The 21,540-nt window shown below is 64.9% G+C and carries 23 protein-coding genes; 9 read left to right on the forward strand and 14 right to left on the reverse strand.

Annotated features, from left to right (window positions below; all coding sequences use genetic code 11):
- Nucleotides 1-18 precede the first annotated feature (18 nt).
- Nucleotides 19-954, forward strand: coding sequence for a site-specific tyrosine recombinase XerD (gene xerD / locus AB7E35_RS01375; protein ID WP_428166931.1), 936 nt, complete (start codon nucleotides 19-21; stop codon nucleotides 952-954).
- A gap of 39 nt (nucleotides 955-993) precedes the next feature.
- On the opposite strand, the gene AB7E35_RS01380 is transcribed toward xerD, so the two are convergent.
- The 3 genes from AB7E35_RS01380 to AB7E35_RS01390 are packed head-to-tail and all read right to left on the reverse strand — an operon-like array spanning nucleotide 994 to nucleotide 4,461.
- A complete protein-coding gene (locus tag AB7E35_RS01380) occupies nucleotides 994-2,283 on the reverse strand; it encodes an EAL and HDOD domain-containing protein (RefSeq protein ID WP_428162039.1) in 1,290 nt (429 codons plus the stop codon).
- Nucleotides 2,284-2,342: 59 nt separating this feature from the next.
- Nucleotides 2,343-3,608, reverse strand: a complete 1,266-nt coding sequence (locus AB7E35_RS01385; protein WP_428166932.1) for an EAL and HDOD domain-containing protein — start codon at nucleotides 3,606-3,608, stop codon at nucleotides 2,343-2,345.
- Between the two features lie 46 nt (nucleotides 3,609-3,654).
- Nucleotides 3,655-4,461, reverse strand: coding sequence for a ferritin-like domain-containing protein (locus tag AB7E35_RS01390; protein ID WP_428162037.1), 807 nt, complete (start codon nucleotides 4,459-4,461; stop codon nucleotides 3,655-3,657).
- A gap of 70 nt (nucleotides 4,462-4,531) precedes the next feature.
- On the opposite strand from AB7E35_RS01390, the gene AB7E35_RS01395 reads away from it, so the two are divergent.
- Nucleotides 4,532-5,056: a gamma carbonic anhydrase family protein gene (locus AB7E35_RS01395; RefSeq protein ID WP_428166933.1), complete on the forward strand. Its 525-nt coding sequence runs from the start codon at nucleotides 4,532-4,534 to the stop codon at nucleotides 5,054-5,056.
- A gap of 32 nt (nucleotides 5,057-5,088) precedes the next feature.
- Nucleotides 5,089-6,075, forward strand: a complete 987-nt coding sequence (locus AB7E35_RS01400; RefSeq protein WP_428166934.1) for an Hsp33 family molecular chaperone HslO — start codon at nucleotides 5,089-5,091, stop codon at nucleotides 6,073-6,075.
- 30 nt (nucleotides 6,076-6,105) lie between these two features.
- Here AB7E35_RS01400 and AB7E35_RS01405 read toward each other — a convergent pair whose 3' ends face one another.
- The 5 genes from AB7E35_RS01405 to AB7E35_RS01425 all read right to left on the reverse strand — a co-directional run bounded on the left by AB7E35_RS01405 (nucleotide 6,106) and on the right by AB7E35_RS01425 (nucleotide 10,817).
- Entirely contained in the window at nucleotides 6,106-6,597 is a 492-nt protein-coding gene (locus AB7E35_RS01405) for a hypothetical protein (RefSeq protein WP_428162034.1), read from the reverse strand.
- Nucleotides 6,594-6,878, reverse strand: coding sequence for a septum formation initiator family protein (locus AB7E35_RS01410; protein WP_428162033.1), 285 nt, complete (start codon nucleotides 6,876-6,878; stop codon nucleotides 6,594-6,596). Before AB7E35_RS01410 ends, AB7E35_RS01405 begins: the two co-directional genes overlap by 4 nt.
- Nucleotides 6,879-6,908: 30 nt before the next feature.
- Nucleotides 6,909-8,195, reverse strand: coding sequence for a phosphopyruvate hydratase (gene eno / locus AB7E35_RS01415; protein WP_428162032.1), 1,287 nt, complete (start codon nucleotides 8,193-8,195; stop codon nucleotides 6,909-6,911).
- A gap of 97 nt (nucleotides 8,196-8,292) precedes the next feature.
- On the reverse strand, nucleotides 8,293-9,150 hold the full coding sequence (kdsA, locus tag AB7E35_RS01420) for a 3-deoxy-8-phosphooctulonate synthase (protein ID WP_428162031.1): 858 nt from the start codon (nucleotides 9,148-9,150) through the stop codon (nucleotides 8,293-8,295).
- A gap of 11 nt (nucleotides 9,151-9,161) precedes the next feature.
- Nucleotides 9,162-10,817 (reverse strand): CTP synthase, encoded by a 1,656-nt coding sequence (locus AB7E35_RS01425; protein ID WP_428162030.1) that lies wholly within the window; start codon nucleotides 10,815-10,817, stop codon nucleotides 9,162-9,164.
- A gap of 103 nt (nucleotides 10,818-10,920) precedes the next feature.
- Here AB7E35_RS01425 and coaBC point away from each other — a divergent pair, with 103 nt between their 5' ends.
- Both coaBC and dut read left to right on the forward strand, forming a co-directional pair.
- Nucleotides 10,921-12,141: a bifunctional phosphopantothenoylcysteine decarboxylase/phosphopantothenate--cysteine ligase CoaBC gene (gene coaBC, locus AB7E35_RS01430; protein WP_428162029.1), complete on the forward strand. Its 1,221-nt coding sequence runs from the start codon at nucleotides 10,921-10,923 to the stop codon at nucleotides 12,139-12,141.
- Nucleotides 12,138-12,584: a dUTP diphosphatase gene (dut, locus tag AB7E35_RS01435; protein WP_428162028.1), complete on the forward strand. Its 447-nt coding sequence runs from the start codon at nucleotides 12,138-12,140 to the stop codon at nucleotides 12,582-12,584. Before coaBC ends, dut begins: the two co-directional genes overlap by 4 nt.
- Before the next feature lie 51 nt (nucleotides 12,585-12,635).
- Here dut and AB7E35_RS01440 read toward each other — a convergent pair whose 3' ends face one another.
- The gene (locus AB7E35_RS01440) at nucleotides 12,636-13,160 is read right to left on the reverse strand and encodes an FKBP-type peptidyl-prolyl cis-trans isomerase (RefSeq protein ID WP_428162027.1); all 525 of its coding nucleotides are present in this window, start codon (nucleotides 13,158-13,160) and stop codon (nucleotides 12,636-12,638) included.
- Nucleotides 13,161-13,212: 52 nt separating this feature from the next.
- Between AB7E35_RS01440 and AB7E35_RS01445 the strand changes: the two genes are divergently transcribed.
- The 3 genes from AB7E35_RS01445 (at nucleotide 13,213) to AB7E35_RS01455 (ending at nucleotide 15,509) form a co-directional block, all read left to right on the forward strand.
- Entirely contained in the window at nucleotides 13,213-14,340 is a 1,128-nt protein-coding gene (locus AB7E35_RS01445; RefSeq protein WP_428162026.1) for a JmjC domain-containing protein, read from the forward strand.
- A gap of 60 nt (nucleotides 14,341-14,400) precedes the next feature.
- Complete coding sequence (locus AB7E35_RS01450; protein ID WP_428162025.1) at nucleotides 14,401-14,916, forward strand: hypothetical protein; 516 nt, start codon at nucleotides 14,401-14,403, stop codon at nucleotides 14,914-14,916.
- A 305-nt stretch (nucleotides 14,917-15,221) separates the two neighbouring features.
- A complete protein-coding gene (locus tag AB7E35_RS01455) occupies nucleotides 15,222-15,509 on the forward strand; it encodes a hypothetical protein (RefSeq protein WP_428162024.1) in 288 nt (95 codons plus the stop codon).
- A gap of 207 nt (nucleotides 15,510-15,716) precedes the next feature.
- Here the strand turns inward: AB7E35_RS01455 and bamC are convergent, their stop codons facing one another.
- From bamC to AB7E35_RS01480, 5 genes are all read right to left on the reverse strand, one after another.
- On the reverse strand, nucleotides 15,717-16,805 hold the full coding sequence (gene bamC, locus AB7E35_RS01460) for an outer membrane protein assembly factor BamC (RefSeq protein ID WP_428162023.1): 1,089 nt from the start codon (nucleotides 16,803-16,805) through the stop codon (nucleotides 15,717-15,719).
- Nucleotides 16,806-16,893: 88 nt separating this feature from the next.
- Complete coding sequence (gene dapA, locus AB7E35_RS01465) at nucleotides 16,894-17,790, reverse strand: 4-hydroxy-tetrahydrodipicolinate synthase (RefSeq protein ID WP_428162022.1); 897 nt, start codon at nucleotides 17,788-17,790, stop codon at nucleotides 16,894-16,896.
- 34 nt (nucleotides 17,791-17,824) lie between these two features.
- On the reverse strand, nucleotides 17,825-18,400 hold the full coding sequence (locus AB7E35_RS01470) for a class I SAM-dependent methyltransferase (protein WP_428162021.1): 576 nt from the start codon (nucleotides 18,398-18,400) through the stop codon (nucleotides 17,825-17,827).
- Between the two features lie 2 nt (nucleotides 18,401-18,402).
- On the reverse strand, nucleotides 18,403-18,537 hold the full coding sequence (locus AB7E35_RS01475; protein WP_428162020.1) for a hypothetical protein: 135 nt from the start codon (nucleotides 18,535-18,537) through the stop codon (nucleotides 18,403-18,405).
- The gene (locus AB7E35_RS01480; protein WP_428162019.1) at nucleotides 18,534-19,757 is read right to left on the reverse strand and encodes an MFS transporter; all 1,224 of its coding nucleotides are present in this window, start codon (nucleotides 19,755-19,757) and stop codon (nucleotides 18,534-18,536) included. The genes AB7E35_RS01475 and AB7E35_RS01480 overlap by 4 nt, the downstream gene beginning before the upstream one ends.
- Nucleotides 19,758-19,870: 113 nt before the next feature.
- Here AB7E35_RS01480 and AB7E35_RS01485 point away from each other — a divergent pair.
- Nucleotides 19,871-21,540: DNA topoisomerase IV subunit B (locus tag AB7E35_RS01485; RefSeq protein WP_428166935.1), on the forward strand; the 1,670-nt coding region annotated here is incomplete at its 3' end.

Genomic DNA, 21,540 nt, shown 5'->3' on the forward strand with positions numbered 1-21,540 from the left:
CCGGGCTTTTTTGGTGCTATGGTTTTCCACATGCTTGCCGACAGCCCGTCCGATTGCCCGCCCGACAACCAGAACGCCATAGACCAGTTCATCGATGCGCTGTGGCTGGAGGACGGGCTGTCGCGCAATACGCTGGCAGCTTACCGGCGCGACCTCACGCTGTACGCGCGATGGCTGGCGCAGCAGGCGCCAGCGTTATCTCTGGATGCCACGGAAGAGCATCACTTGCAGGCTTACTTCGCAGCCCGTCATGCGCAGACGCGCGCCACCTCCGCCAATCGGCGCCTGACGGTGCTGCGGCGCTATTTTCACTGGGCGCTGCGCGAGCGGCGCATCACCGCCGACCCCACCGTGCGCCTGCAGGCTGCACGGCAGCCCCTGCGCGTGCCGGGCACGCTGTCGCAGGCGCAGGTCGAAGCCTTGCTGCACGCGCCCGACGACTCCACCGCGCTGGGCCTGCGCGACCGTGCCATGCTGGAGCTGATGTATGCCAGCGGCCTGCGCGTGAGCGAGCTGGTCACCCTCAAGACCTTCCACCTGGGGCTGGGCGAAGGGGTGCTGCGCATCATGGGCAAGGGCGGCAAGGAGCGGCTGGTGCCCTTTGGGGACGAGGCGCGGCGCTGGCTGGAGCGCTATCTGGAACAGGGTCGCAGCGCCATCCTGGGCGGGCAGCAGACGCAGGATTTGTTCGTCACCCAGAGGGGCGCGGCCATGTCGCGCGTGATGTTCTGGGTGATCGTCAAGAAGTGCGCAAGGGCTGCGGGCATTACCGCACCGCTGTCGCCCCACACGCTGCGCCATGCGTTTGCCACGCATTTGCTCAACCACGGGGCGGATCTGCGCGTGGTGCAGCTGCTGCTGGGGCATGCGGATATTTCCACCACCACGATCTACACCCATGTGGCGCGAGAACGGCTCAAGGCGTTGCACGCGGCGCACCATCCGCGCGGCTGAAGGGGGCGGCCACAGGGGTGGCCCGAGGCGTAAAGGCTGTCAGGCGTCGTTGATGCTTTCGGCCCAGGCCAGTGCCTGCAGGTGAGCCCAGTTCACCTGGCGGTTGGACAGGTGCAGCGCCTCGGCCGTGCGCGCAAAGGCCTCGTCGTCGCCGCTTTCGCAAGCGCGTGTGAGCTCCAGGAATGGGGCGAACACGCCGCTTTTGTGCAGCAGGGCATCGAGCACCGGCTGGGGCAGGGCGACGGTCTCCAGCGCGCGCTCCAGCGGAATGCCCAGCATGGCGTCCAGCAGCGAGAACACCCCCACCACAAAGGCGTTGTCGCACTCCTCGGGGGGCAGCAGTTCGGCGGCCAGCAGTTCCATCAGGCGGCCGCGCACAACGGCCGTCTGGCCGACGGCTGGCGGAGCGCCGTCTTTGCGCGAAGTGGTCAGCAGCAGCGCAGCCCAGCGAAACAGTTTCTTGAGTCCCAGGATCATCACCGCGTGGCGAAACGATGTGATCTCGCACGACAGCCCGAAGCCCGACGAGTTGATGAAACGCAGGAGGTTGAAAGACAGGGTGGGGTCTTTCTTGAGCAGGTCTTCGATCTCGGCCGTACTTGCCTGCTGGCGCACCAGGTTGATCAGCTGAATGATGGTGGCCTGCGACGGCCGGATGGTCTGCGCTTTGACCAGCGATGGCTTGGCGAACCAGTAGCCCTGGAACAGCTTCACCCCCAGAGACGCCATCATCGCGTGCTGCTCGGCAGTTTCCACTTTTTCGGCAACCACGGCCGCCTGGGAATTGGTTTGTGCAAATTTCACGAGGGGGCCGGCCAGTTCGGGCTTGAAGGCCTGCATGTCCAGCTTGATGAACGAGGCCAGCGGCAGCCAGCTGGCGTAGGCACGCCGCAGCACGTCCTGGCTGAAGGCGATGCGAAAGCCGCGCGTGCGCAACGCCTGCAGCGTGTGCACCATCTGTTCGATCTGCTCGGGCGCGGCGTCTGCAGGCAGCGTGGGGACTTCCAGCACCACTTTCTCTGGATGGATCAGCTCCAGGTGGCCGCCTGCCAGGCTGGCGTGTGTGCAGTTGATGAAGACGAGCTTCTTGCCGACCAGCGCCTCCGAGCCGGCATAGGACAAAGCGTTGAACAGCAACGCCGCGTCGCTGGACGCGGTATGCGAGTCAGCGGACGTGGTCCGGTCGAACAGTTCGTAGCCGAACACCGCGCGATGCTCGTCCAGGATGGCCTGGCGCGCGATGACCACCTGGTTGTCAGCATCATCTTGAGCGGGTTGCGCGGTGGCGTTGGGTGGCTGCTGAAGGGCTGTGTCTGGTGGGCTCGACATGGGTCTGGGGATGTTTACGGGGTTCAAAGGGTGCACTGCATTGGCAGGCTGGCCTGCGGTCAGTCTTGCTGGATCTCGTCGGCCCAGGCCAGTGCTTGCAGGTGGGCCCAGTTGATCTGCTGACTTGTCAGATTGAGCGAGTGCGCCAGTTGGTCAAAGGTGTCGTCGTCGCTGCTTTCGCAGGCCTCGGCCAGCGTCAGCAGCTGGCCGTACACATTGCTGTGCTGCAGCAGCGCGGCGCGCAGGTCTTCAGGCAGGTGTAGCAGACCGACAGCGGCCTCCAGCGGGATGCCCAGCATCTGGTCAAGCATGGAAAAGATGCCGATCACAAACGCCTGATCAGCCTGCTCGGGGGGCAGTATTTCCAGGGCCAGCAGTTCCATGAGCCGACCGCGCACGACAGCCGTGTGTCCTACAACCGGAGGTGTACCGCCAAAGCGCGTCATCGTAAGCAACAGCGCCGCCCAGCGAAACAGCTTCTTCAGGCCCAGCAGCAACACCGCCTGGCGCACTGAGGTGATCTCGCGCGTGAGGCCCAGGCCAGCGGAGTTGATCAGGCGCATGAGGTTGAAAGCCAGACCCGCGTCTTTCTTGAGCACCTCTTCGATCTCGTCGGTGCTGGCCTGTTTGCGCACCAGGTTGATCAGCTGAACCACATGGGTCTGCCCGGGCGTGAGCAGCCGGGCCTCGACCAGCGTGGGGCGCGAGAACCAAAACCCCTGAAATAGCTCCACCCCCAGTGAAGACACCATGTCGTATTGCTGAGCGGACTCGATCTTCTCGGCGATCAGTTCGGCCTGGCAGTGGCGCCCGGCGTAGTTCACCAGCACGGCCACCTGGTCACGCGCAAGCACTGACATGTCCAGCTTGATGTAGTCGGCCAACGGCAGCCAGGGCGCGTAGATGGATTCCAGCACCGTGTGGTTGAAGGCCAGGTGAAAGCCGCGCTCGCGCAGGCTGGTCAGAATCGGCAGGCGCGCCTGCACCTCGTCGGCTGCCGCATGGCCCAGGGGGGGGACTTCCAGTACCAGCTTGTCGGGGTTCACCAGTTCCAGGTGGCCGGCCGTGAGGCTTTCGTGGGTACAGTTCACGAAGATCAGAAAGCGCCCCACGAGCTCTTCGGTACCTGCGTGCGACAGCGCGGTGAACACCAGCACCACGTCGCTGGCGGCGGTGTGCCCCACATGCGAGCGAGAGCGGTTGAACAGTTCATAGCCGACGACCGCCTGCTGGCCGTTCATGATGGCCTGGCGCGCGATCATCGCGCTGATGTTGCTGCTCGGCGCGGGGCCGGGTGGTGGAGATGCGGGGGACAGTTGGGACATGGCAGTGCATTGATTGTAGGGAAGAACCCCGGCTGTCGGCGATCGATCAAGCTTGTTGCAGCCAAAGCATTTCCGCTTCGGTGAAACCCGCGGCGCGCCGTGCTGCGCCATTCAGCGGCGGCTTGGGGCGCGGCGCCTCGTGGCGCTCTACCAGCGTGGCGTAGTGCGCAACCGGGTCAAGCCCCTGGCGGGCGCACAGCCAGCCGTACCAGTGGTTGCCGATGGCGACATGGCCGACTTCCTCGCGCAAGATGATGTCCAGAATGTCCACCGCTGCCAGCGCGTCGGGCGTGCCCACCTGGCGCAGCTTGTGCTGGATCAGTGGCGTGGCGTCCAGCCCGCGCGCCTCCAGCGTGCGCGGCACCAGCGCCATGCGCGCCACGATGTCATGGGCGGTTTTCTCGCACATGCTCCACAGACCCTGGTGCGCGGGAAAATCCCCGTAGTCATGGCCCAGGTGCTGGCGCAGATGGTCACGCAGCAGGCGAAAGTGCTTGGCTTCCTCGGCTGCCACGCGCAGCCAGTCGCGGTAGAACTGATCGGGCATGCCGGCAAAGCGCCAGATGGCGTCAAGAGCCAGGTTGATGGCGTTGAACTCGATGTGCGCGATTGCGTGAATCAGCACCGCACGGCCACCCGCCGTGGCAGGCGAGCGGCGTGCCACGGCGGTGTGGTGCAGCAGCTCGGGCCGGGCGGGCCGGCCGGGCAGGGTGTGCGCGTGCGGCGGTGTGATGGTTGCCTGGTTTGCTATTGAAAAAATAGCTGATTGCGCTTGCATATCAAGGGCTGCAGACGATTTTTCCTCAGGACTGGTGAGATGCAAGACCTCCAGGGCACGTTGGCGAAGCTCCATCCCTACAATTCTAGGGTGACGTACATACTTAACGCGTAACCAAGGCGTAACCAACGGAGACATCAACACGATGGCGATATATGAACTGGATGGCGTGGCGCCGCAGGTGGCTGCATCGGCCTGGGTGGCCGACAGTGCCCAGGTGATCGGCGACGTGCAACTGGCGGGCGATGCCAGCGTGTGGTTTGGCACTGTGGTGCGCGGCGACACGGCGCGCATCAGCATTGGCGCCGGCACCAATGTGCAGGATGCCAGCGTGCTGCACGCCGACCTGGGCCAGCCGCTGGTGATTGGCGAGCGCGTCACCGTGGGCCACCAGGTCATGCTGCATGGCTGCACGATTGGCGACGAGTCGCTGATCGGCATCGGTGCCATCGTGCTCAACGGCGCCCGCATCGGCCGCAATTGCCTGGTTGGCGCTGGAGCCCTGGTCACCGAGGGCAAGGAGTTCCCTGACGGCTCCATGATCCTGGGCAGCCCGGCGCGCGTGGTGCGCCAGCTCACGCCCGAGCAGATCGAGGGGCTGCGCCGCAGCGCGCAGCACTACATTGACAACGCGCACCGCTTCAAGGCGGGTCTGCGCAAGCTGGGTTGAGCGCCTGGCAATTGACTGACTGGAAACACCGCGTGTCTGAACTGCACAAGTTTTTGTTCGATGGCCTGCCCGTGCGGGGCATGATCGTGCGCCTGACCGGCGCCTGGACCGAGCTGCTGCGCCGCCGCGCGGACAACACCGAAACGGGCCCGTACCCCCAGCCCGTGAGCGAGCTGCTGGGCGAGATGGCCGCCGCTGGCGTGCTGATGCAGTCCAACATCAAGTTCAACGGCGCGCTAGTACTGCAGGTGTTTGGCGACGGGCCGGTCAAGCTGGCCGTGGCCGAGGTGCAGTCAGACCTCAGCCTGCGCGCCACCGCATCGATCCAGGGCGAGCTGCCTGCCGGTGCCAGCCTGTCCGACATGGTCAACGTGGGCGGCGGCGGGCGCTGCGCCATCACGCTGGACCCCAAGAACCGCCTGCCCGGCCAGCAGCCCTACCAGGGTGTGGTGCCGTTGCACGGCGACCGGGGTGAGAAACTGCACAAACTCAGCGACGTGCTGCAGCACTACATGCTGCAGTCCGAGCAACTGGACACCACGCTGGTGCTGGCCGCCAACGACCAGGTGGCCGCGGGCCTGTTGATTCAGCGCATGCCGATCAAGGGCGAGGCCAACCTGGCCGGTGGCCGCAGCCGCGGCGACGAGGACCAGATTGGCCTGAGCGAGGACTACAACCGCATTGCCACGCTGGCAGCCAGCCTGACGCGCAGCGAGCTGCTGACGCTGGACGTGGACACCATCCTGCGCCGCCTGTTCTGGGAGGAGAAACTGCTGCGCTTTGCGCCCCAGCAGGGCGACAGCGGTCCCCGCTTTGCGTGCTCGTGCAGCCGCGAGCGTGTGGGCAACATGCTGCGCAGCCTGGGTGCCGAGGAAATCGACAGCATCCTGGCCGAGCGCGGCGCCGTCGATGTGGGCTGTGAATACTGCGGCCAGCAGTACCACTTTGATGCGGTGGATGCGGCGCAGCTGTTCACCGAACCGGGCAAGCAGCCGCCTGCGCCATCGCGCGTGCAGTAAGGGCGGGTGAGCAGCCGGTCTGCCGCCGCCTCAGACGGCGGGCTCCAGGCCGCGCAGTGCGGTGAACAGTCGGTGCTCGCACTGTGGTTGCACGCAGTCCTCGCAGCCCCGTACGCGCAGTCTGTGACGGTCATTGCATTCGTCCGTCAGGCGGTCTTGCTGCTGGCCGATGGGTTTGTGGTCAAAAGTGGCTCTAGCCCTTGTAATACCAGCGCTGCCAGCTATTAAATCAGTAGCTTGCAAGGCATTGCGCAACTGCGTCGGGGCAGGCCCATAAAGCACCTGGTAGGCCGTGCCGACACTGGCCAGGGCGGCGCGCAGTTGCAACTCCTGCGCGTCGGGGATGTCGCGGGCGCACAGCAGTGTCAGGTCTGGCAGCGATCCCGGCAGGTCAGGGCCGGTCGCGGTGACACAAAGGCTGGGGCGCTGCAGCGCAAGGGCACGCTCCAAGGCGGTACAGGCGTCCGCGTCCGAGCCCAGGATGGCGACACGCACCGCGGCCAGGCCGTGTGCGGTGCTCACTTGCGGGCCGGGGTGACATGCACATAAATCTCGCCGGGCTTGACCATGCCCAGCTCGCTGCGCGCTTTTTCTTCGACCATCTCCAGGCCGTCTTTCAGGTCTTGCACTTCGGCGGCCAGGCGCTCGTTGGCCAGCATGGCCCGGTCATTGGCGGCCTGCTGTGCGGCGATCTGGCGGCGCAGCTCTTCGACGTGGCCGACGCTGCCACGCCCCGTCCACAGCTGCGCGTGAATGCCCACGAGCAGCACCAGCAGGGCGATCGGAACGATGCGTGGGCCCATGTCAGAGCACGCCGGTGGCGGAGCCGGGGCTTAGCGCAGGTTGTAGAACGCAGCGCGGCCGGGGTAGTGGGCGATGTCGCCCAGGTCTTCCTCGATGCGCAGCAGCTGGTTGTACTTGGCGATGCGGTCCGAGCGCGACAGCGAGCCGGTCTTGATCTGACCAGCATTGGTGCCCACGGCAATGTCGGCAATGGTGCTGTCTTCCGTCTCGCCCGAGCGGTGGCTGATCACGGCGGTATAGCCGGCGCGCTTGGCCATCTCGATGGCGGCGAAGGTCTCGGTCAGCGTGCCGATCTGGTTGATCTTGATGAGGATCGAGTTGGCGATCTGCTTGTCGATGCCTTCCTTCAGGATCTTGGTGTTGGTGACGAACAGGTCGTCGCCCACCAGTTGCACGTTCTGGCCCAGGCGCTCGGTCAGCAGCTTCCAGCCATCCCAGTCGCCCTCGGCCATGCCGTCTTCGATGGAAATGATGGGGTACTTGTCCACCCAGGTGGCCAGCATGTCGGTCCACTGCTGGGCCGTGAGCTTCAGGTCGCCTTCGCCTTCCAGCACGTAGTGGCCGTCCTTGAAGAATTCGCTGGCGGCGCAGTCCAGGCCCAGGGCGATCTGCTCGCCGGGGGTGTAACCCGCATCCTGGATGGCCTGCAGAATCAGGCGCAGCGCGGCTTCGTGGTTCTCGACGCTGGGAGCAAAGCCGCCTTCGTCGCCCACTGCCGTGCTCATGCCCTTGTCGTGGATGATTTTTTTCAGCGCATGGAACACCTCGGCGCCCCAGCGCACGGCTTCGCGGAAAGAGGGGGCGCCCACGGGGATGATCATGAACTCTTGCAGATCCAGGCTGTTGTTGGCGTGCGCGCCGCCGTTGATGACGTTCATCATCGGTACGGGCAACTGCATGCCGCCCATGCCGCCCAGGTAGCGGTACAGCGGCAGGCCGGATTCTTCGGCGGCGGCGCGGGCCACGGCCATCGATACCGCCAGCATCGCGTTGGCGCCCAGGCGGCTCTTGTTGTCGGTGCCGTCCAGGTCGATCAGGGTCTTGTCCAGGAAGGCTTGTTCCGATGCATCCAGGCCCAGAACGGCTTCGCTGATTTCGGTGTTGATGTGTTCCACGGCCTTGAGCACGCCCTTGCCCAGGTAGCGGCTCTTGTCGCCGTCGCGCAGTTCGATGGCCTCGCGGCTGCCGGTGGAGGCGCCCGACGGCACGGCGGCGCGGCCCATCACGCCCGATTCCAGCAGCACGTCGCACTCGACGGTGGGGTTGCCGCGGCTGTCCAATACTTCACGGCCTACGATGTCAACAATGGCACTCATGGTTTTCCTTTGATGGGAAGTTTTAAATTTCTCAGGCCATTTTGGCCTGTAGCGCTTATCTAATAAGCGCTGCCAGCTATCAAAAATATACCGCGGATCAGGCGCTGAAGTCGTTTTCGAGAAAGCCGTGCTGCTTGGTGACGGTGTCCAGCTGCACCAGCGTCTCCAGCAAGGCCTTCATGTGCCTGAGCGGCACGGCGTTGGGCCCGTCCGACCAGGCCTCTGCGGGCTTGGGATGGGTTTCCATGAACAGGCCCGCCACGCCCACGGCCACGCCAGCGCGGGCCAGCACAGGCACCATCTCGCGCGCGCCGCCACTCACGGCGCCCAGGCCGCCGGGCTTTTGCACCGAATGGGTCACGTCGAACACCACGGGCGCGCCGCTTTTGCGCATCTCGGCCAGGCTGGTCATGTCGGCGACCAGGTTGTTGTAGCCAAAGCTCACGCCGCGCTCGCAGGCCAGGAAGCGGTCTTGCGACAGGCCCGCCTCGGCGGCGGCAGCGCGCGCTTTGTCGATGACGTTCTTCATGTCCCAGGGTGCCAGAAACTGGCCCTTTTTGATGTTCACCGGCTTGCCGCTTTGGGCCACAGCGCGGATGAAGTCGGTCTGACGGCACAAAAAGGCAGGGGTTTGCAGCACATCGACCACGCTGGCCACCTCAGGCACCTGGGAGACTTCGTGCACATCGGTCAGGATAGGCAGCTGCAGCTGGCGGCGCACTTCATCGAGGATCTTCAGCCCGGCCTCAAGCCCCACGCCGCGCTGGCTGGTGCCCGACGACCGGTTGGCCTTGTCGAAAGAGCCTTTGTAGATCAGCGCAATGTCCAGCGCCGAGCAAATCTCTTTCAGGTGCCCCGCGACGTCCAGCGACATCTGCAGGCTTTCGATGGAGCAGGTGCCCGCAATCAGGAAGAAGCGCTGGTCCAGGCCGACGTTGAATCCGCACAGTTGCATAGGGGCCTGCCTCAGACTTTCGCTTGCTTTTGGTGATCCACAGCCGCCTTGACGAAGGCATTGAACAGCGGGTGGCCGTTCCAGGGCGTGGACTTGAACTCGGGGTGAAACTGCACGCCGATGTACCAGGGGTGTACGCTTTGCGGCAGCTCGACGATCTCGGTCAGGTGCTCGCGCTGCGTCAGCGCCGATATCACCAGGCCGGCCGCGCGCAGCTTGTCCAGATACTGCACGTTGGCTTCGTAGCGGTGGCGGTGGCGCTCGGTCACCACTTCGCCATAGATGCGGTGGGCCAGTGTGCCCGGCTGCACGTCGGAGGACTGCGCGCCCAGGCGCATGGTGCCGCCCAGGTCGGAGTTGGCATCGCGTGTCTTGATGGTGCCGTCCTCGTCCTGCCACTCGGTGATGAGGGCGATCACCGGGTGCTTGCAGTGCGCATCGAACTCGGTGGAGTTGGCGCCCGTCAGGCCCGCCACATGGCGCGCATATTCAATGGTGGCCACCTGCATACCCAGGCAGATGCCCAGGTAGGGCACCTTGTGCTCCCGCGCATACCGGGCGGCGGAGATCTTGCCTTCCACGCCGCGGCTGCCAAAGCCGCCTGGCACCAGGATGGCGTCATACGCTGCCAGCTGCTGCGCGGCGTTGTCGTCGGTGATGGTCTCCGAATCGACATGGGTGATCTTCACGCGCACATGGCTTTGCATGCCGGCGTGCTTGAGCGCTTCGTTGACGGACTTGTACGCGTCCGACAGTTCCACGTACTTGCCCACCATGGCAATTTGCACCTCGCCCTGCGGGTGCTCAGTCTCGTGAACCAGGTCGTCCCAGCGCTTGAGCTGGGCGGGCGGCGTGTTCAGGCGCAGCTTGTCGCAGATCAGCCCGTCCAGGCCCTGCTCGTGCAGCATGCGCGGCACCTTGTAGATGGTGTCCACATCCCACATGGAGATCACGCCCCAGGCGGGCACGTTGGTGAAGAGCGAAATCTTCTCGCGCTCTTCGTCGGGCACCGCGTGCAGGGCGCGGCACAGCAGCGCGTCGGGCTGTATGCCGATTTCGCGCAGCTTTTGCACCGTGTGCTGTGTAGGCTTGGTCTTGAGTTCGCCGGCCGCGGCAATCCACGGCAGGTACGTCAGGTGCACGAAGGCCGAGTTGTTGGGCCCCAGCTTCAACGACAGCTGGCGCACGGCCTCCAGGAAAGGCAGCGACTCGATGTCGCCCACCGTGCCCCCAACCTCGCAGATGGCTACATCCACCGCGTCAGGCGTGCCGATGCCGGCGCCGCGCTTGATGAACTCCTGGATTTCATTGGTCACGTGCGGGATCACCTGCACCGTCTTGCCCAGGTAGTCGCCGCGGCGTTCTTTTTCGAGCACGCTTTGGTAGATGCGGCCAGTGGTGAAGTTGTTGGCCTGCTTCATGCGCGTTTCGATGAAACGCTCGTAGTGGCCCAGGTCCAGGTCGGTTTCGGCCCCGTCGTCGGTCACGAAGACCTCACCATGCTGGAAGGGCGACATGGTGCCCGGGTCCACGTTGATGTAGGGGTCGAGCTTGATGAGGGTGACTTTGAGACCCCGCGATTCGAGGATCGCGGCAAGGGAGGCTGAGGCGATTCCCTTGCCCAGGGAAGACACCACACCGCCGGTGACGAAGACGAATTTGGTCATGTCTTTGATGGTGGTGGGAAATCGGAATTATAGAGTTGAGCCCGCTTGCGTCCTGCCGTGCCGTGGCCTTGCCCCGCCTTTCTGTCTGCTAAATTGCGCCCCCATGAATGCACTTGCTGGCAAACACATTGTTCTGGGCCTGAGCGGCGGCGTGGCCTGCTACAAATCTGCGCAGCTGTGCCGCCTGCTGGTGAAGGCCGGTGCCAGCGTGCAGGTGGTGATGACCGAGGCGGCGGAGCAGTTCATCACGCCCGTGACCATGCAGGCGCTGTCGGGGCGGGCGGTGTACGCGTCGCAGTGGGATACGCGTGAGGCCAACAACATGCCCCACATCAACCTGAGCCGCGAGGCCGACGCCATCCTGATCGCGCCCTGCAGCGCTGACTTCATCGCGCGGCTGGTGCAGGGGCGGGCCGATGAGTTGCTGAGCCTGATGTGCCTGGCGCGGCCCATTGACCGCGTGCCGCTGCTCGTCGCACCCGCCATGAACCGCGAGATGTGGGCCCACCCCGCCACACGGCGCAACCTGGCCCAGGTGGAGCAGGACGGGGCTTTCGTGCTGGGTGTGGGCAATGGCGATCAGGCCTGCGGCGAGACGGGCGACGGCCGTATGTTGGAGGCCGAGGAGCTCATGGAAGAGCTGGCGGCCTTTTTTGCCCCCAAACGGCTCGCGGGCGAGCGGGTACTGATCACGGCAGGGCCTACCTTCGAGGCGATTGACCCGGTGCGCGGCATCACCAACCTGTCCAGCGGCAAGATGGGCTTTGCCATTGCGCGCGCTGCGCGCGAGGCGGGCGCCGAGGTCACGCTAGTGGCCGGGCCGGTGCACCTGCCCACGCCGCGGGGCGTGCGGCGCATCGATGTGATTTCTGCGCAAGATATGCTTGAAGCCATTGTCGGACAGACGCAGGAAGCTACTGTATTTATAGCGACAGCAGCCGTTGCCGACTGGCGACCTGCCAGGGCTGCCGACCAGAAGATCAAGAAGGACGGATCGGGTCAGGTGCCCGCGCTGTCCTTTGTGGAGAACCCCGACATCCTCGCCACCGTCGCGCAGTCGCAGCGCGCGCGCGCCGGCCAGCTGTACTGCGTGGGCTTTGCCGCCGAAAGCGAAAACCTGCTGCAGCACGCCAGCGCCAAGCGCGAGCGCAAGGGCGTGCCACTGCTGGTGGGCAACATCGGTCCTGCGACCTTCGGCCAGGACGACAACGCACTGCTGCTCATCGACGAGCATGGCAGCCATGAACTGCCGCGCGCGAGCAAGGCCGAACTGGGCCGGCAGCTCGTCACCGAGATCGCGCGGCGACTGCAAACCCCATCATGAAAATCGACGTCAAAATTCTCGATCCGCGCATGGCGGATCAGCTGCCTGCTTACGCTACGCCCGGCAGCGCGGGGCTGGATCTGCGTGCCTGCCTGGACGCGCCGCTCACGCTGCAGCCCAACGCATGGCAACTGGTGCCCACCGGGATTGCCATCTACCTTAAAGACCCCGGCTACGCTGCACTGATCTTGCCGCGCTCGGGCCTGGGTCACAAGCACGGCATCGTGCTGGGCAACCTAGTGGGGTTGATCGACAGCGATTACCAGGGCCAGCTCATGGTCAGCGCCTGGAACCGCAGCGACCAGGCCTTCACCCTGCAGCCCATGGAGCGCCTGGCGCAGCTGGTCATCGTGCCCGTGGTGCAGGCGCAGTTCAACGTGGTGACCGACTTTCCGGCCAGCGAGCGCGGCGAGGGCGGATACGGCTCCACGGGCAAGCATTGAAGCCCATGCAGACTCGCCGCTACCAACGCGGTGGCGGCTCTAGTGCGGGTTTCAGTGAATCAGGTCGCTGCCGGGCGCTTGCGGTTGCACGCGAAAGAAGCCCGTGCCTGCCGTGCCGCGGCCGATTTCTTCTTCAGTGGCTTCGCGCACGGCGTGCACCTTGAGCTGCAGGCGCAGCGCAATGCCCGCCAGGGGGTGATTGCCATCCAGCACCACATGCTCCGGGTAGATTTGCGCGATGGTGTAGAGCGCATCGCGGGGCGCCTCGGGGTTGATGCCGGCAGGCAGGGACGTGCCTTCGAAGGTCATGCCTTCTTCGATGTCCGCAGGAAAGAAATGGCGCGGCTCCAGAAACAGCAGCTTGTCCTGGTAGTCGCCAAAAGCCTCCTCGGGCTCCAGGTGCAGCGACAGTGTGGCGCCCACACCGTGGCCTTGCAGCGCCTGCTCGATGCGCGCCAGCAGGTCGTCGCCGCCCACCAGGAATTCGACGGGATCGTCGAGCACGTCCAGCTCTTCGTCCAGCGTGTCTTTCAGGACCCAGGTCAAAGCGACCACACATTGTTCGGTAATTTCCATAGGAGAATTGTCGCAGTTCACTGCCTTGCCGCGCGCGCGGCTATTCAATTTCATGGACGTTCAACAACCGCTGGCCTTGCTCGGGGGCCTGAGCCCGGCGCAATTCATGCGTCGTCACTGGCACAAGAAGCCCTTGCTGGTGCGGCAGGCCATCCCGGGTTTCAAACCGACGGTGGGCCGTGCGGCGCTGTTCGAGCTGGCCGGTCGCGAAGAGGTCGAGTCCCGCTTCATCCAGCACAAGGAAGGGCAATGGCTGCTGCGCCACGGGCCTTTGGCGCGGCGTTCGTTGCCCTCGCTGACTACGCCTGAGTGGACTGTGCTGGTGCAGGGCGTGGACCTGCATGACGATGCCACGCACGCCTTGATGCAGCAGTTTCGCTTTGTGCCTGAGGCGCGGCTGGATGACCTGATGATCAGCTTCGCCAGCGACGGAGGCGGCGTGGGGCCGCACTTTGACAGCTACGACGTGTTTTTGCTGCAGGCCCATGGCAAACGGCGCTGGCGCATCGGCCGGCAAAAGAACCTGGCACTGCGCGAGGGGCTGCCGCTCAAGATACTGGCCAGCTTCGAGCCCGAAGAGGAGTACGTGCTGGAGCCAGGCGACATGCTGTATCTGCCGCCGCGCTGGGCGCACGACGGTATCGCAGAGGGCGCGTGCATGACTTATTCCATTGGTTTTCGCTCGCCCAACCGCGCGGGGCTGGCCCACGAAGTACTGCTGCGGTTGGCTGACGCTGCAGTGGACGAGGAGGCGTCGCCCATCTACCGCGACCCCGGGCAGCAGGCCGTTGCAGGCCCCGGCGCCATTCCTGCTGAGTTGCAGGATTTTGCAAGGCAGGCCGTGCAGCACGCGCTGCAGCAGCCCCTGGCGCTGGAGTGCGCCCTGGGCGAGGCGCTGACCGAGCCCAAGCCCAATGTGTGGTTCGAGCCCGCAGAGGCTGCGGGCATGCTGGAGAGCGTGGTGCTGGACCGGCGCACCTGCATGATGTATGACGACCAGCATGTGTTTATCAATGGCGAAAGTTACCTGGCGTCGGGGCCGGATGCCGCGCTGATGCGGCGCCTGGCCGATGAGCGGCGGTTGATGCCGGGTGATCTGGCAAAGGCCAGCGATGATGCGCTGGAGCTGTTGTCGTCGTGGTGTGAGTCAGGCTGGGCGCACGCCGGTCTGTCGGGTTGATCTGGCCCGCACGACGGCCTGGTAAGGTGTTGACGATGCAGGCCAGGGGGTGTGACGAACATGGATGAACACAGCGCAGCTGCGCAGCCGCAGCCCTTGCCCTCGGGGCGATTCGAGGGGCGTGAGGCGTTTCAGCAATTGGTGCGCGACGCCATCGCCTGCGCTGCAGCCGAAGACTGGCCTGCATTGCTGCTGTGCGACCCCAATTTCCATGACTGGCCACTGGGTGAGCGGGCGGTGACCGAGTCGCTGCAGCAATGGGCGCGCACCGGCCGGCATTTCGTCATGATTGCGGCGGATTTCAACGCGATCGTTCGCAGGCATGCCCGTTTTGTGCAATGGCGCGTGCGCTGGGACCACATCATCGTTTGCCGCAAGGCCAGCGTGGCCGACCCGCAAGAGTTGCCCAGTGCCCTCTGGTCGCAGCGCTGGGTGCTGCAGCGCCTTGACCCGCTGCGCTGCAACGGGGTGACGAGCAGCGAGCCCGAGCGATGCGTGCTGATGCGTGAATCTCTGGATGAGTGGCTGGATCGCAAGAGCACCCCGGCCTTTCCGGCTTCGGTGCTGGGGCTATGAGGGTGACAGGGGCCGCAAATGCGGCGGAAACCGTCTTTGATGCAGATGCTTTTCGCTAATCGCTGCGTCAGATCCGACGGCCGTCAGGTACCTTCGGGGAGTCTGTGTTTTATTGCAATCCTGGTAAAGGCCAGGTCAGCATTTGGCGTTATCCACTATTGACGAAAACTTCCTATAATTTCCGGCTGGTACCGCCCTTGATGTAGGCCTGTTGATCGGGTCGTGCGTTATTGCGAGGGCTACCGCCGCAAAATGCGGGTGTCGTGGCATTTCACAACAATCTTTTGTCCTTATAGGAAATCCAAATGAAGAACTCTGTCGTCCTGGCTGCTCTGATCGCTGCTGCTGCCCTGGCCGCTTGCGGCAAAAAAGAAGAGCCCGCACCGGCGCCGGCTCCTGTGGAAGCTCCTGCTGCCGCTCCCGCCCCCGCTCCTGTAGAAGCTGCCGCTTCTGCAGCGGTCGAAGCCGCTTCCGAGGCTGCACAGGCAGCTGCTGGCGCGGCCAGCGACGTTGTTGACGCAGCCAAGGCCGCCGCGGACGCTGCCGCTGCCGCTGCTGCTGCCGCTGGCGCTGCATCTGCTGTTGCCAAGTAATTGGCCCGCTGTTGCCGGGCTGGATGGCCTGGCACGCAAGCGTAAAAAGCCCCAGCCTGACGGCCGGGGCTTTTTATTTTTGGATTGTCTTTTTCTCGTTCAGCGCAGCACGTACATGGGGGCGCTGACATGTTCTGAGGCCGGTCTGAACCGGCCGCAAAACCACACCAGTTCCTTGAGGGTTTCTGGTGCGGCGGTGATGGGAGGTTACTTCAGATCGTCGGCCAGCACACGCAGGATGCGCTGGGCGTCGGCGGAAGATTCGGGGGTGCCGGCTGCGTTCAATACCGAAACCGTGCTCAGGTTGTCCTCGCTGCGCACCACGATGCGGTATTTGAGTGGCGATGCGGTGTCGGCAGAGCGACTGAAGAGTTTGCCGAAAAAGCCCTTTTCTTTCTTTTCTGCCGGGGCCACGTAACGCACGAAGTAAACACCCTGGCTGCGGTCGCGGTCTTCCACGGTGAAGCCTGTGCGATCCAGCGACACGCCAACCCGTCGCCATGCGCGGTCGAAACCTTCATCCAGCTGCACCACCGGCACGTTGTTGACCGTGGCCATGCGTGCGGCAGGCGTGGCGGGAAGGGGAGCGGCTGTGGCGGCTTTGGATTGCTCTTCGCTCACGCCGAGTTTCACCATCAGGCGGCGCAGGAATTCGGTTTCCAGTTCGGGGTCGGACGGGCGCGGCTGCCAGACCGTGCTGTCCTTCTGGCTGCTGGTATAGACCTCGACCATGCCGCGGTGGCTGACGTAGATTTCTGTGCTGCCGGTGGCGCCGCGTTCCAGGCGGGTGCGGAATTTGTCGCGCTCGCCCGTGGAATACAGCGAGTCGAAGACCTTGCCGATGGTCGAGCGGATGATGTCTTGCGGCAGCTTGGCGCGGTTTTCTGCCCAATCGGTTTCGAGGATGCCCAGATTGGGCTGCTCCAGGGTATAGACGAAGCCGTTTTCCAGCCAGAAGTCGCGCACCGGATCCCAGAGCTGGTCAGCGGGGCGGTCCACCACCAGCCAGCGCTGGTTGCCGTCGCGTTCAATGCGCACGTCACCGATGGACTTGGGCGCTGCATTGGCCGAGCCGCGTGGCTGCTGCGCCTGGCCGGCTTCGAAGGCCGCCGCCGACACCACGCCGCCGGGCACGGCGTAGCGCGTGTCGCGCGAGAGCTGGCGCAGATCCGGAGGGACCTCCAGCGTGGCGCCCTTGGTGGCGCTTTTGTAGTCGATCTTGTCGGTCTCCAGCACGGAGCAGGCGGACAGGGTCATGGCAAGGCCCAGCAGGCCCAGGCGGGTGGTAGCGTTCACGCGAAAATCCTCATTGATCCAAGTGCGGCCAGGGTGCGTCGAAAACCGCTGCGGTCTGGCGTCAGGCTGGGTGAATTGGAGCGGGCCCTCAGAGCAGGCCTGCGGCGCGCAGGGCCGCCTCGACAACGGCTTCGTTGCCCTGGCTCAGGGGTGTCATGGGCAGGCGCAGGGTGCCGCCGCACAGGCCCATGCGCTGCATGGCCCATTTGACGGGAATGGGGTTGGCTTCGACAAACAGGTGCTTGTGCACCGGCATCAGGCGAAACTGGATCTCCATGGCGCGCCGGGTGTCACCGGCAAGCGCCGCCACGCACAACTCACTCATCAGGCGCGGTGCTACGTTGGCCGTCACGCTGATGTTGCCCTGGCCGCCGCACAGCATCAGCGCCACTGCCGTGGGGTCGTCGCCGGAATACACGGCAAAGCCCTTGGGCACGTCGCGGATGAGCCACTGCGCGCGTTCGATGTTGCCGGTGGCTTCCTTGATACCCACGATGCCAGGCACCTGGGTCAGGCGCAGCACGGTCTCGTGATGCATGTCGGCCACCGAGCGGCCAGGCACGTTGTACAGCACCATGGGCAGGTCGCCCACGGCCTCGGCTATTGATCTGAAGTGGCGGTACTGGCCTTCCTGCGTGGGTTTGTTGTAGTAGGGCACGACCTGCAGCTGGCTGTCTGCGCCCACCTTCTTGGCAAAGCGCGCCAGCTCGATGGCTTCGTGCGTGGAGTTGGCACCGCAGCCCGCCATGACCGGCACGCGCCCTGCAGCCTGCTCGACGGCTACGCGGATGATTTCGCAGTGTTCGTCCACATTCACCGTGGGGGACTCGCCCGTGGTGCCCACGACGCCGATGCAGTTCGTGCCTTCCTGGATATGCCAGTCGATGAGTTTGCGAAGCGTGGGGTAGTCCACGCTGCCGTCGTCATGCATGGGGGTGACGAGGGCGACGATGCTGCCCGTAAGGGTGGCGCTGGAAGAGGTCATGTCCGTGTTCAAAAACGGTAAAAGGGCATTCTAACTAGGGAGCGCCGTGCAGCGGCAAGCGAATGGGGCCATGGTGCGATGCTGGTTCGCGCACGGCGGCGATGCGCTGCACGAAGCGTGCGGGGTTGTCCAGATAGCCGTCTTCGTAGGCAACCACGCGCAAGTCCCGGCAGACCTGCAGCAACTCGCCCGGTTGCAGCAAAAAATCGGCCCGCGCGGGCCGGCCGACGGTCTCGTTGCCTTGCGCAAAGGTTTCGTACAGCAGCACGCCGCCGGGCGCCACGCTGTCCACGAGGGTGGGCAGCAGCGGCCGCCACAGGTAATTGGTGACCACCACGCCGGCAAAGTGGCGCCCGGGCAGGGGCCAGGGGCCGGCCTCGATGTCGGCTGCAATGGCTTCGCCCAGATGTGCTATTGAATTAATAGCTTCTTGCGATTTATCTACGCCGGTTACAGGGTGATTCCGCTCATAAAACCAGCGCATGTGGCGCCCAAGTCCGCAGGCCACATCCAGCACGGCGCCGCCCGGCGGCACCAGGTGCGACCAGCGCTGTATCCAGTCGGACGGGGCTTGTGCGCCGTGGTGCGCGGGCGTGGCGGTGACTTGCATAGTCAGAAGCACGCCCAGACCTGGTCGGCCAGCGTGAGCATGAAGTCTGGCTGCAGATACAGCATGAATACCGCCAGCAACACCAGCAGGGCAGTGGCGGCGCCCAGCCATTTCAAGGCGGTGGCGCGCGCTTTCATGCCCCGGCCCCATGCGGTACGGTGCGCGCTATGGCGCCCTCGCGCACCGGCATGTTGACCAGCGCTGCCAAGACCCCCAGCGCGATGGCCAGGCACCACACGATGTCGTAGCTGCCCGTGCGGTCATACAGGTAGCCGCCCAGCCACACCCCCATGAAGCTGCCTAGCTGGTGGCTGAAGAACACGAAGCCGCTGAGCATGGACAGGTGCTGCACGCCGAAAATCTGCGCCACCAGGGCGTTGGTGGGCGGCACCGTGGACAACCACAGCGCGCCGATCACGGCCGAGAACACATAGACCGACATGGGCGACAGCGGCACCAGCAAAAACACACTGATGGCCACGGCGCGCGCAAAGTAAATGAAGGCCAGTATGTGGCGCTTGGGCATGCGCTGGCCCAGCGACCCCGCAATGTAGGTGCCAAACACGTTGAACAGCCCGATCAGCGCCAGCGCATAGCTGGCCACCTGGGGCGTCAGACCCTGATCGCGCAGATAGCTGGGCATGTGCACGCCGATGAAAACCACCTGAAAGCCGCAAACAAAGTAACCCGCGGTGAGCAGCAAAAAGCTGCGGTAGCGCAGCGCCTCGGCAAAAGCCTCGCGCACGGACTGGGTGCGTTTGAGGGGCGCGCTGCCGTGAAAGCCGGGCTCGCGCAGGCCGAAGGCCAGGGGCACGATCAAGAGCACCATGGCCGAGAGCACCAGCAGTGCCTCCTGCCAGCCCAGGCGCAAGATCAGCAGGCCCTCCAGCGGCACCATCAGAAACTGCCCGAACGAACCCGCCGCCGCAGCCACGCCCATGGCCCATGAGCGCTTGTCGGCCGCAATCTGCCGGCCCAGCACGCCGTAGATGATGGCGTAGGTGGTGCCCGCCTGCGCCGCGCCGATCAGCACGCCCGTGGTCAGCGCAAACAGCAGCGGCGTGGGCGACAGCGCCATGCCGGCCAGCCCCAGCGCATAAAGCCCCGCACCGCCGATCAGCACGCGAAAGGCGCCCAGCCGATCAGCCAGCATGCCGCCGACAATGCCAAACAGCCCCCACGACAGGTTCTGGATGGCCATGGCCAGCGCAAAAGTCTGGCGCGTCCAGCCCATGTCCTGGGTGACGGGTTGCAGCCATAGGCCGAAGCCGTGGCGAATACCCATGGACAGGGTGACGATGGCGGCGCCGCAGATCAAGACCTGGGCCATGGACAGTTTTCGGGTGGCATCGTGCATCCGGCGACTGTAGCGAAAAACCGGTGACACCTGCTCGAGGCCTCGTGTCAGCCAAAAAACGACGTCCGTCGGTCTTTATCCTGGCTTTATATCCAGCCCTACAATGCGCCGCCATGGCAGTCAAACCCGCATCCACTCCGGCCAGCGACTATTCAGAAGGCTCGATCCGCGTCCTCAAGGGCCTGGAGCCCGTCAAGCAGCGGCCCGGCATGTACACCCGCACCGACAACCCCCTGCACATCATCCAGGAGGTGCTGGACAACGCCGCCGACGAGGCGCTGGCGGGCTTTGGCAAGAAGATCAAGGTCATCCTGCATGCCGACGGCTCGGTCAGCGTCGAGGACGACGGCCGCGGCATTCCCTTCGGCCTGCACCCCGAGGAGAACGCGCCGGTGGTTGAGCTGGTGTTCACCCGGCTGCACGCGGGCGGCAAGTTCGACAAGGGCAAGGGCGGGGCCTACAGCTTCTCGGGCGGCCTGCACGGCGTGGGCGTGAGCGTGACCAACGCCCTGGCCACGCGCCTGGAGGTGACCACCCACCGCGAGGGCCAGGTGGCGCGCCTGGTGTTCGCGGGCGGCGATGTGATCGAGCCTCTGGCGGCCCGCCCCCTGCAGACGGGCGAGCGCAAGCAGGGCACTACCGTGCGCGTGTGGCCCGACGCCAAATACTTTGAATCCAGCCAGCTGCCGCTGACGGAACTCACCCACCTGCTGCGCAGCAAGGCGGTGCTGATGCCGGGCGTCACGGTGCAGCTGGTCCAAGAGAAAACCCGCGACACCCAGACCTGGCAGTACAAGGGCGGCCTGCGCGACTACCTGGCGCAGACCCTGAATGCCGATCCGGTGATCCCGCTATTCGAAGGCGAAGGCTTTGCCGACCGTCACCACGAGAGCTTTGCCGAAGGCGAGGGCGCAGCGTGGTGTGTGGGCTTCACCGAAGAGGGCGCCCCGGTGCGCGAGAGCTACGTCAACCTGATCCCCACCAGCGCCGGCGGCACCCATGAAAGCGGCCTGCGTGACGGACTGTTCCAGGCCGTGAAGAGCTTTATCGAGCTGCACAGCCTGCTGCCCAAGGGTGTGAAGCTGATGCCCGAGGACGTGTTCGCACGCGCCAGCTATGTGCTGGCCGCCAAGGTGCTGGACCCGCAGTTCCAGGGGCAGATCAAAGAGCGGCTGAACTCGCGCGACGCGGTGCGGCTGGTGTCAGGCTTCGTGCGCCCGGCGCTCGAACTTTGGCTCAACCAGCATGTGGACTTCGGCAAAAAGCTGGCCGAACTGGCCATCAAGGCCGCGCAGACGCGCCAACGGGCCGGCCAGAAGGTCGAAAAGCGCAAGGGCTCGGGTGTGGCCGTGCTGCCTGGCAAGCTGACCGACTGCGAAAGCCGCGACACCGCCTACAACGAGGTCTTTCTGGTCGAGGGCGACTCGGCCGGCGGCAGCGCCAAGATGGGCCGCGACAAGGAAAACCAGGCCGTGCTGCCACTGCGCGGCAAGGTGCTCAACACCTGGGAGGTGGATCGCGACCGGCTGTTTGCCAACACCGAGGTGCATGACATTTCGGTGGCCATCGGCGTCGATCCGCACGGCCCCCACGATTCGCCGGATCTGTCGGGCCTGCGTTACGGCAAGATTTGCATCCTGAGCGACGCCGACGTGGACGGCTCGCACATCCAGGTGCTGTTGCTCACGCTGTTTTTTCGCCACTTTCCCAGGCTCATCGAGGCCGGGCATGTGTACGTGGCGCGCCCGCCTCTGTACCGCGTGGACGTGCCCGCGCGCGGCAA

Origin of the sequence: Diaphorobacter sp. (assembly GCF_050251835.1) — a bacterium.
Lineage (GTDB): Bacteria > Pseudomonadota > Gammaproteobacteria > Burkholderiales > Burkholderiaceae_C > JBFXIE01.

Coding starts and splice junctions, on each gene's coding strand:
- AB7E35_RS01410 (WP_428162033.1), bottom strand. CDS start 6,878: ATGGGCCCACGCATCGTTCCGATCGCCCTGCTGGTGCTGCTCGTGGGC.
- AB7E35_RS01425 (WP_428162030.1), bottom strand. CDS start 10,817: ATGACCAAATTCGTCTTCGTCACCGGCGGTGTGGTGTCTTCCCTGGGC.
- AB7E35_RS01390 (WP_428162037.1), bottom strand. CDS start 4,461: ATGGAGCTTCGCCAACGTGCCCTGGAGGTCTTGCATCTCACCAGTCCT.
- AB7E35_RS01385 (WP_428166932.1), bottom strand. CDS start 3,608: ATGTCCCAACTGTCCCCCGCATCTCCACCACCCGGCCCCGCGCCGAGC.
- AB7E35_RS01450 (WP_428162025.1), top strand. CDS start 14,401: ATGGATGAACACAGCGCAGCTGCGCAGCCGCAGCCCTTGCCCTCGGGG.
- AB7E35_RS01440 (WP_428162027.1), bottom strand. CDS start 13,160: ATGGAAATTACCGAACAATGTGTGGTCGCTTTGACCTGGGTCCTGAAA.
- AB7E35_RS01480 (WP_428162019.1), bottom strand. CDS start 19,757: ATGCACGATGCCACCCGAAAACTGTCCATGGCCCAGGTCTTGATCTGC.
- AB7E35_RS01470 (WP_428162021.1), bottom strand. CDS start 18,400: ATGCAAGTCACCGCCACGCCCGCGCACCACGGCGCACAAGCCCCGTCC.
- AB7E35_RS01395 (WP_428166933.1), top strand. CDS start 4,532: ATGGCGATATATGAACTGGATGGCGTGGCGCCGCAGGTGGCTGCATCG.
- kdsA (WP_428162031.1), bottom strand. CDS start 9,150: ATGCAACTGTGCGGATTCAACGTCGGCCTGGACCAGCGCTTCTTCCTG.
- AB7E35_RS01455 (WP_428162024.1), top strand. CDS start 15,222: ATGAAGAACTCTGTCGTCCTGGCTGCTCTGATCGCTGCTGCTGCCCTG.
- coaBC (WP_428162029.1), top strand. CDS start 10,921: ATGAATGCACTTGCTGGCAAACACATTGTTCTGGGCCTGAGCGGCGGC.
- dut (WP_428162028.1), top strand. CDS start 12,138: ATGAAAATCGACGTCAAAATTCTCGATCCGCGCATGGCGGATCAGCTG.
- eno (WP_428162032.1), bottom strand. CDS start 8,195: ATGAGTGCCATTGTTGACATCGTAGGCCGTGAAGTATTGGACAGCCGC.
- AB7E35_RS01380 (WP_428162039.1), bottom strand. CDS start 2,283: ATGTCGAGCCCACCAGACACAGCCCTTCAGCAGCCACCCAACGCCACC.
- AB7E35_RS01475 (WP_428162020.1), bottom strand. CDS start 18,537: ATGAAAGCGCGCGCCACCGCCTTGAAATGGCTGGGCGCCGCCACTGCC.
- AB7E35_RS01445 (WP_428162026.1), top strand. CDS start 13,213: ATGGACGTTCAACAACCGCTGGCCTTGCTCGGGGGCCTGAGCCCGGCG.
- xerD (WP_428166931.1), top strand. CDS start 19: ATGGTTTTCCACATGCTTGCCGACAGCCCGTCCGATTGCCCGCCCGAC.
- dapA (WP_428162022.1), bottom strand. CDS start 17,790: ATGACCTCTTCCAGCGCCACCCTTACGGGCAGCATCGTCGCCCTCGTC.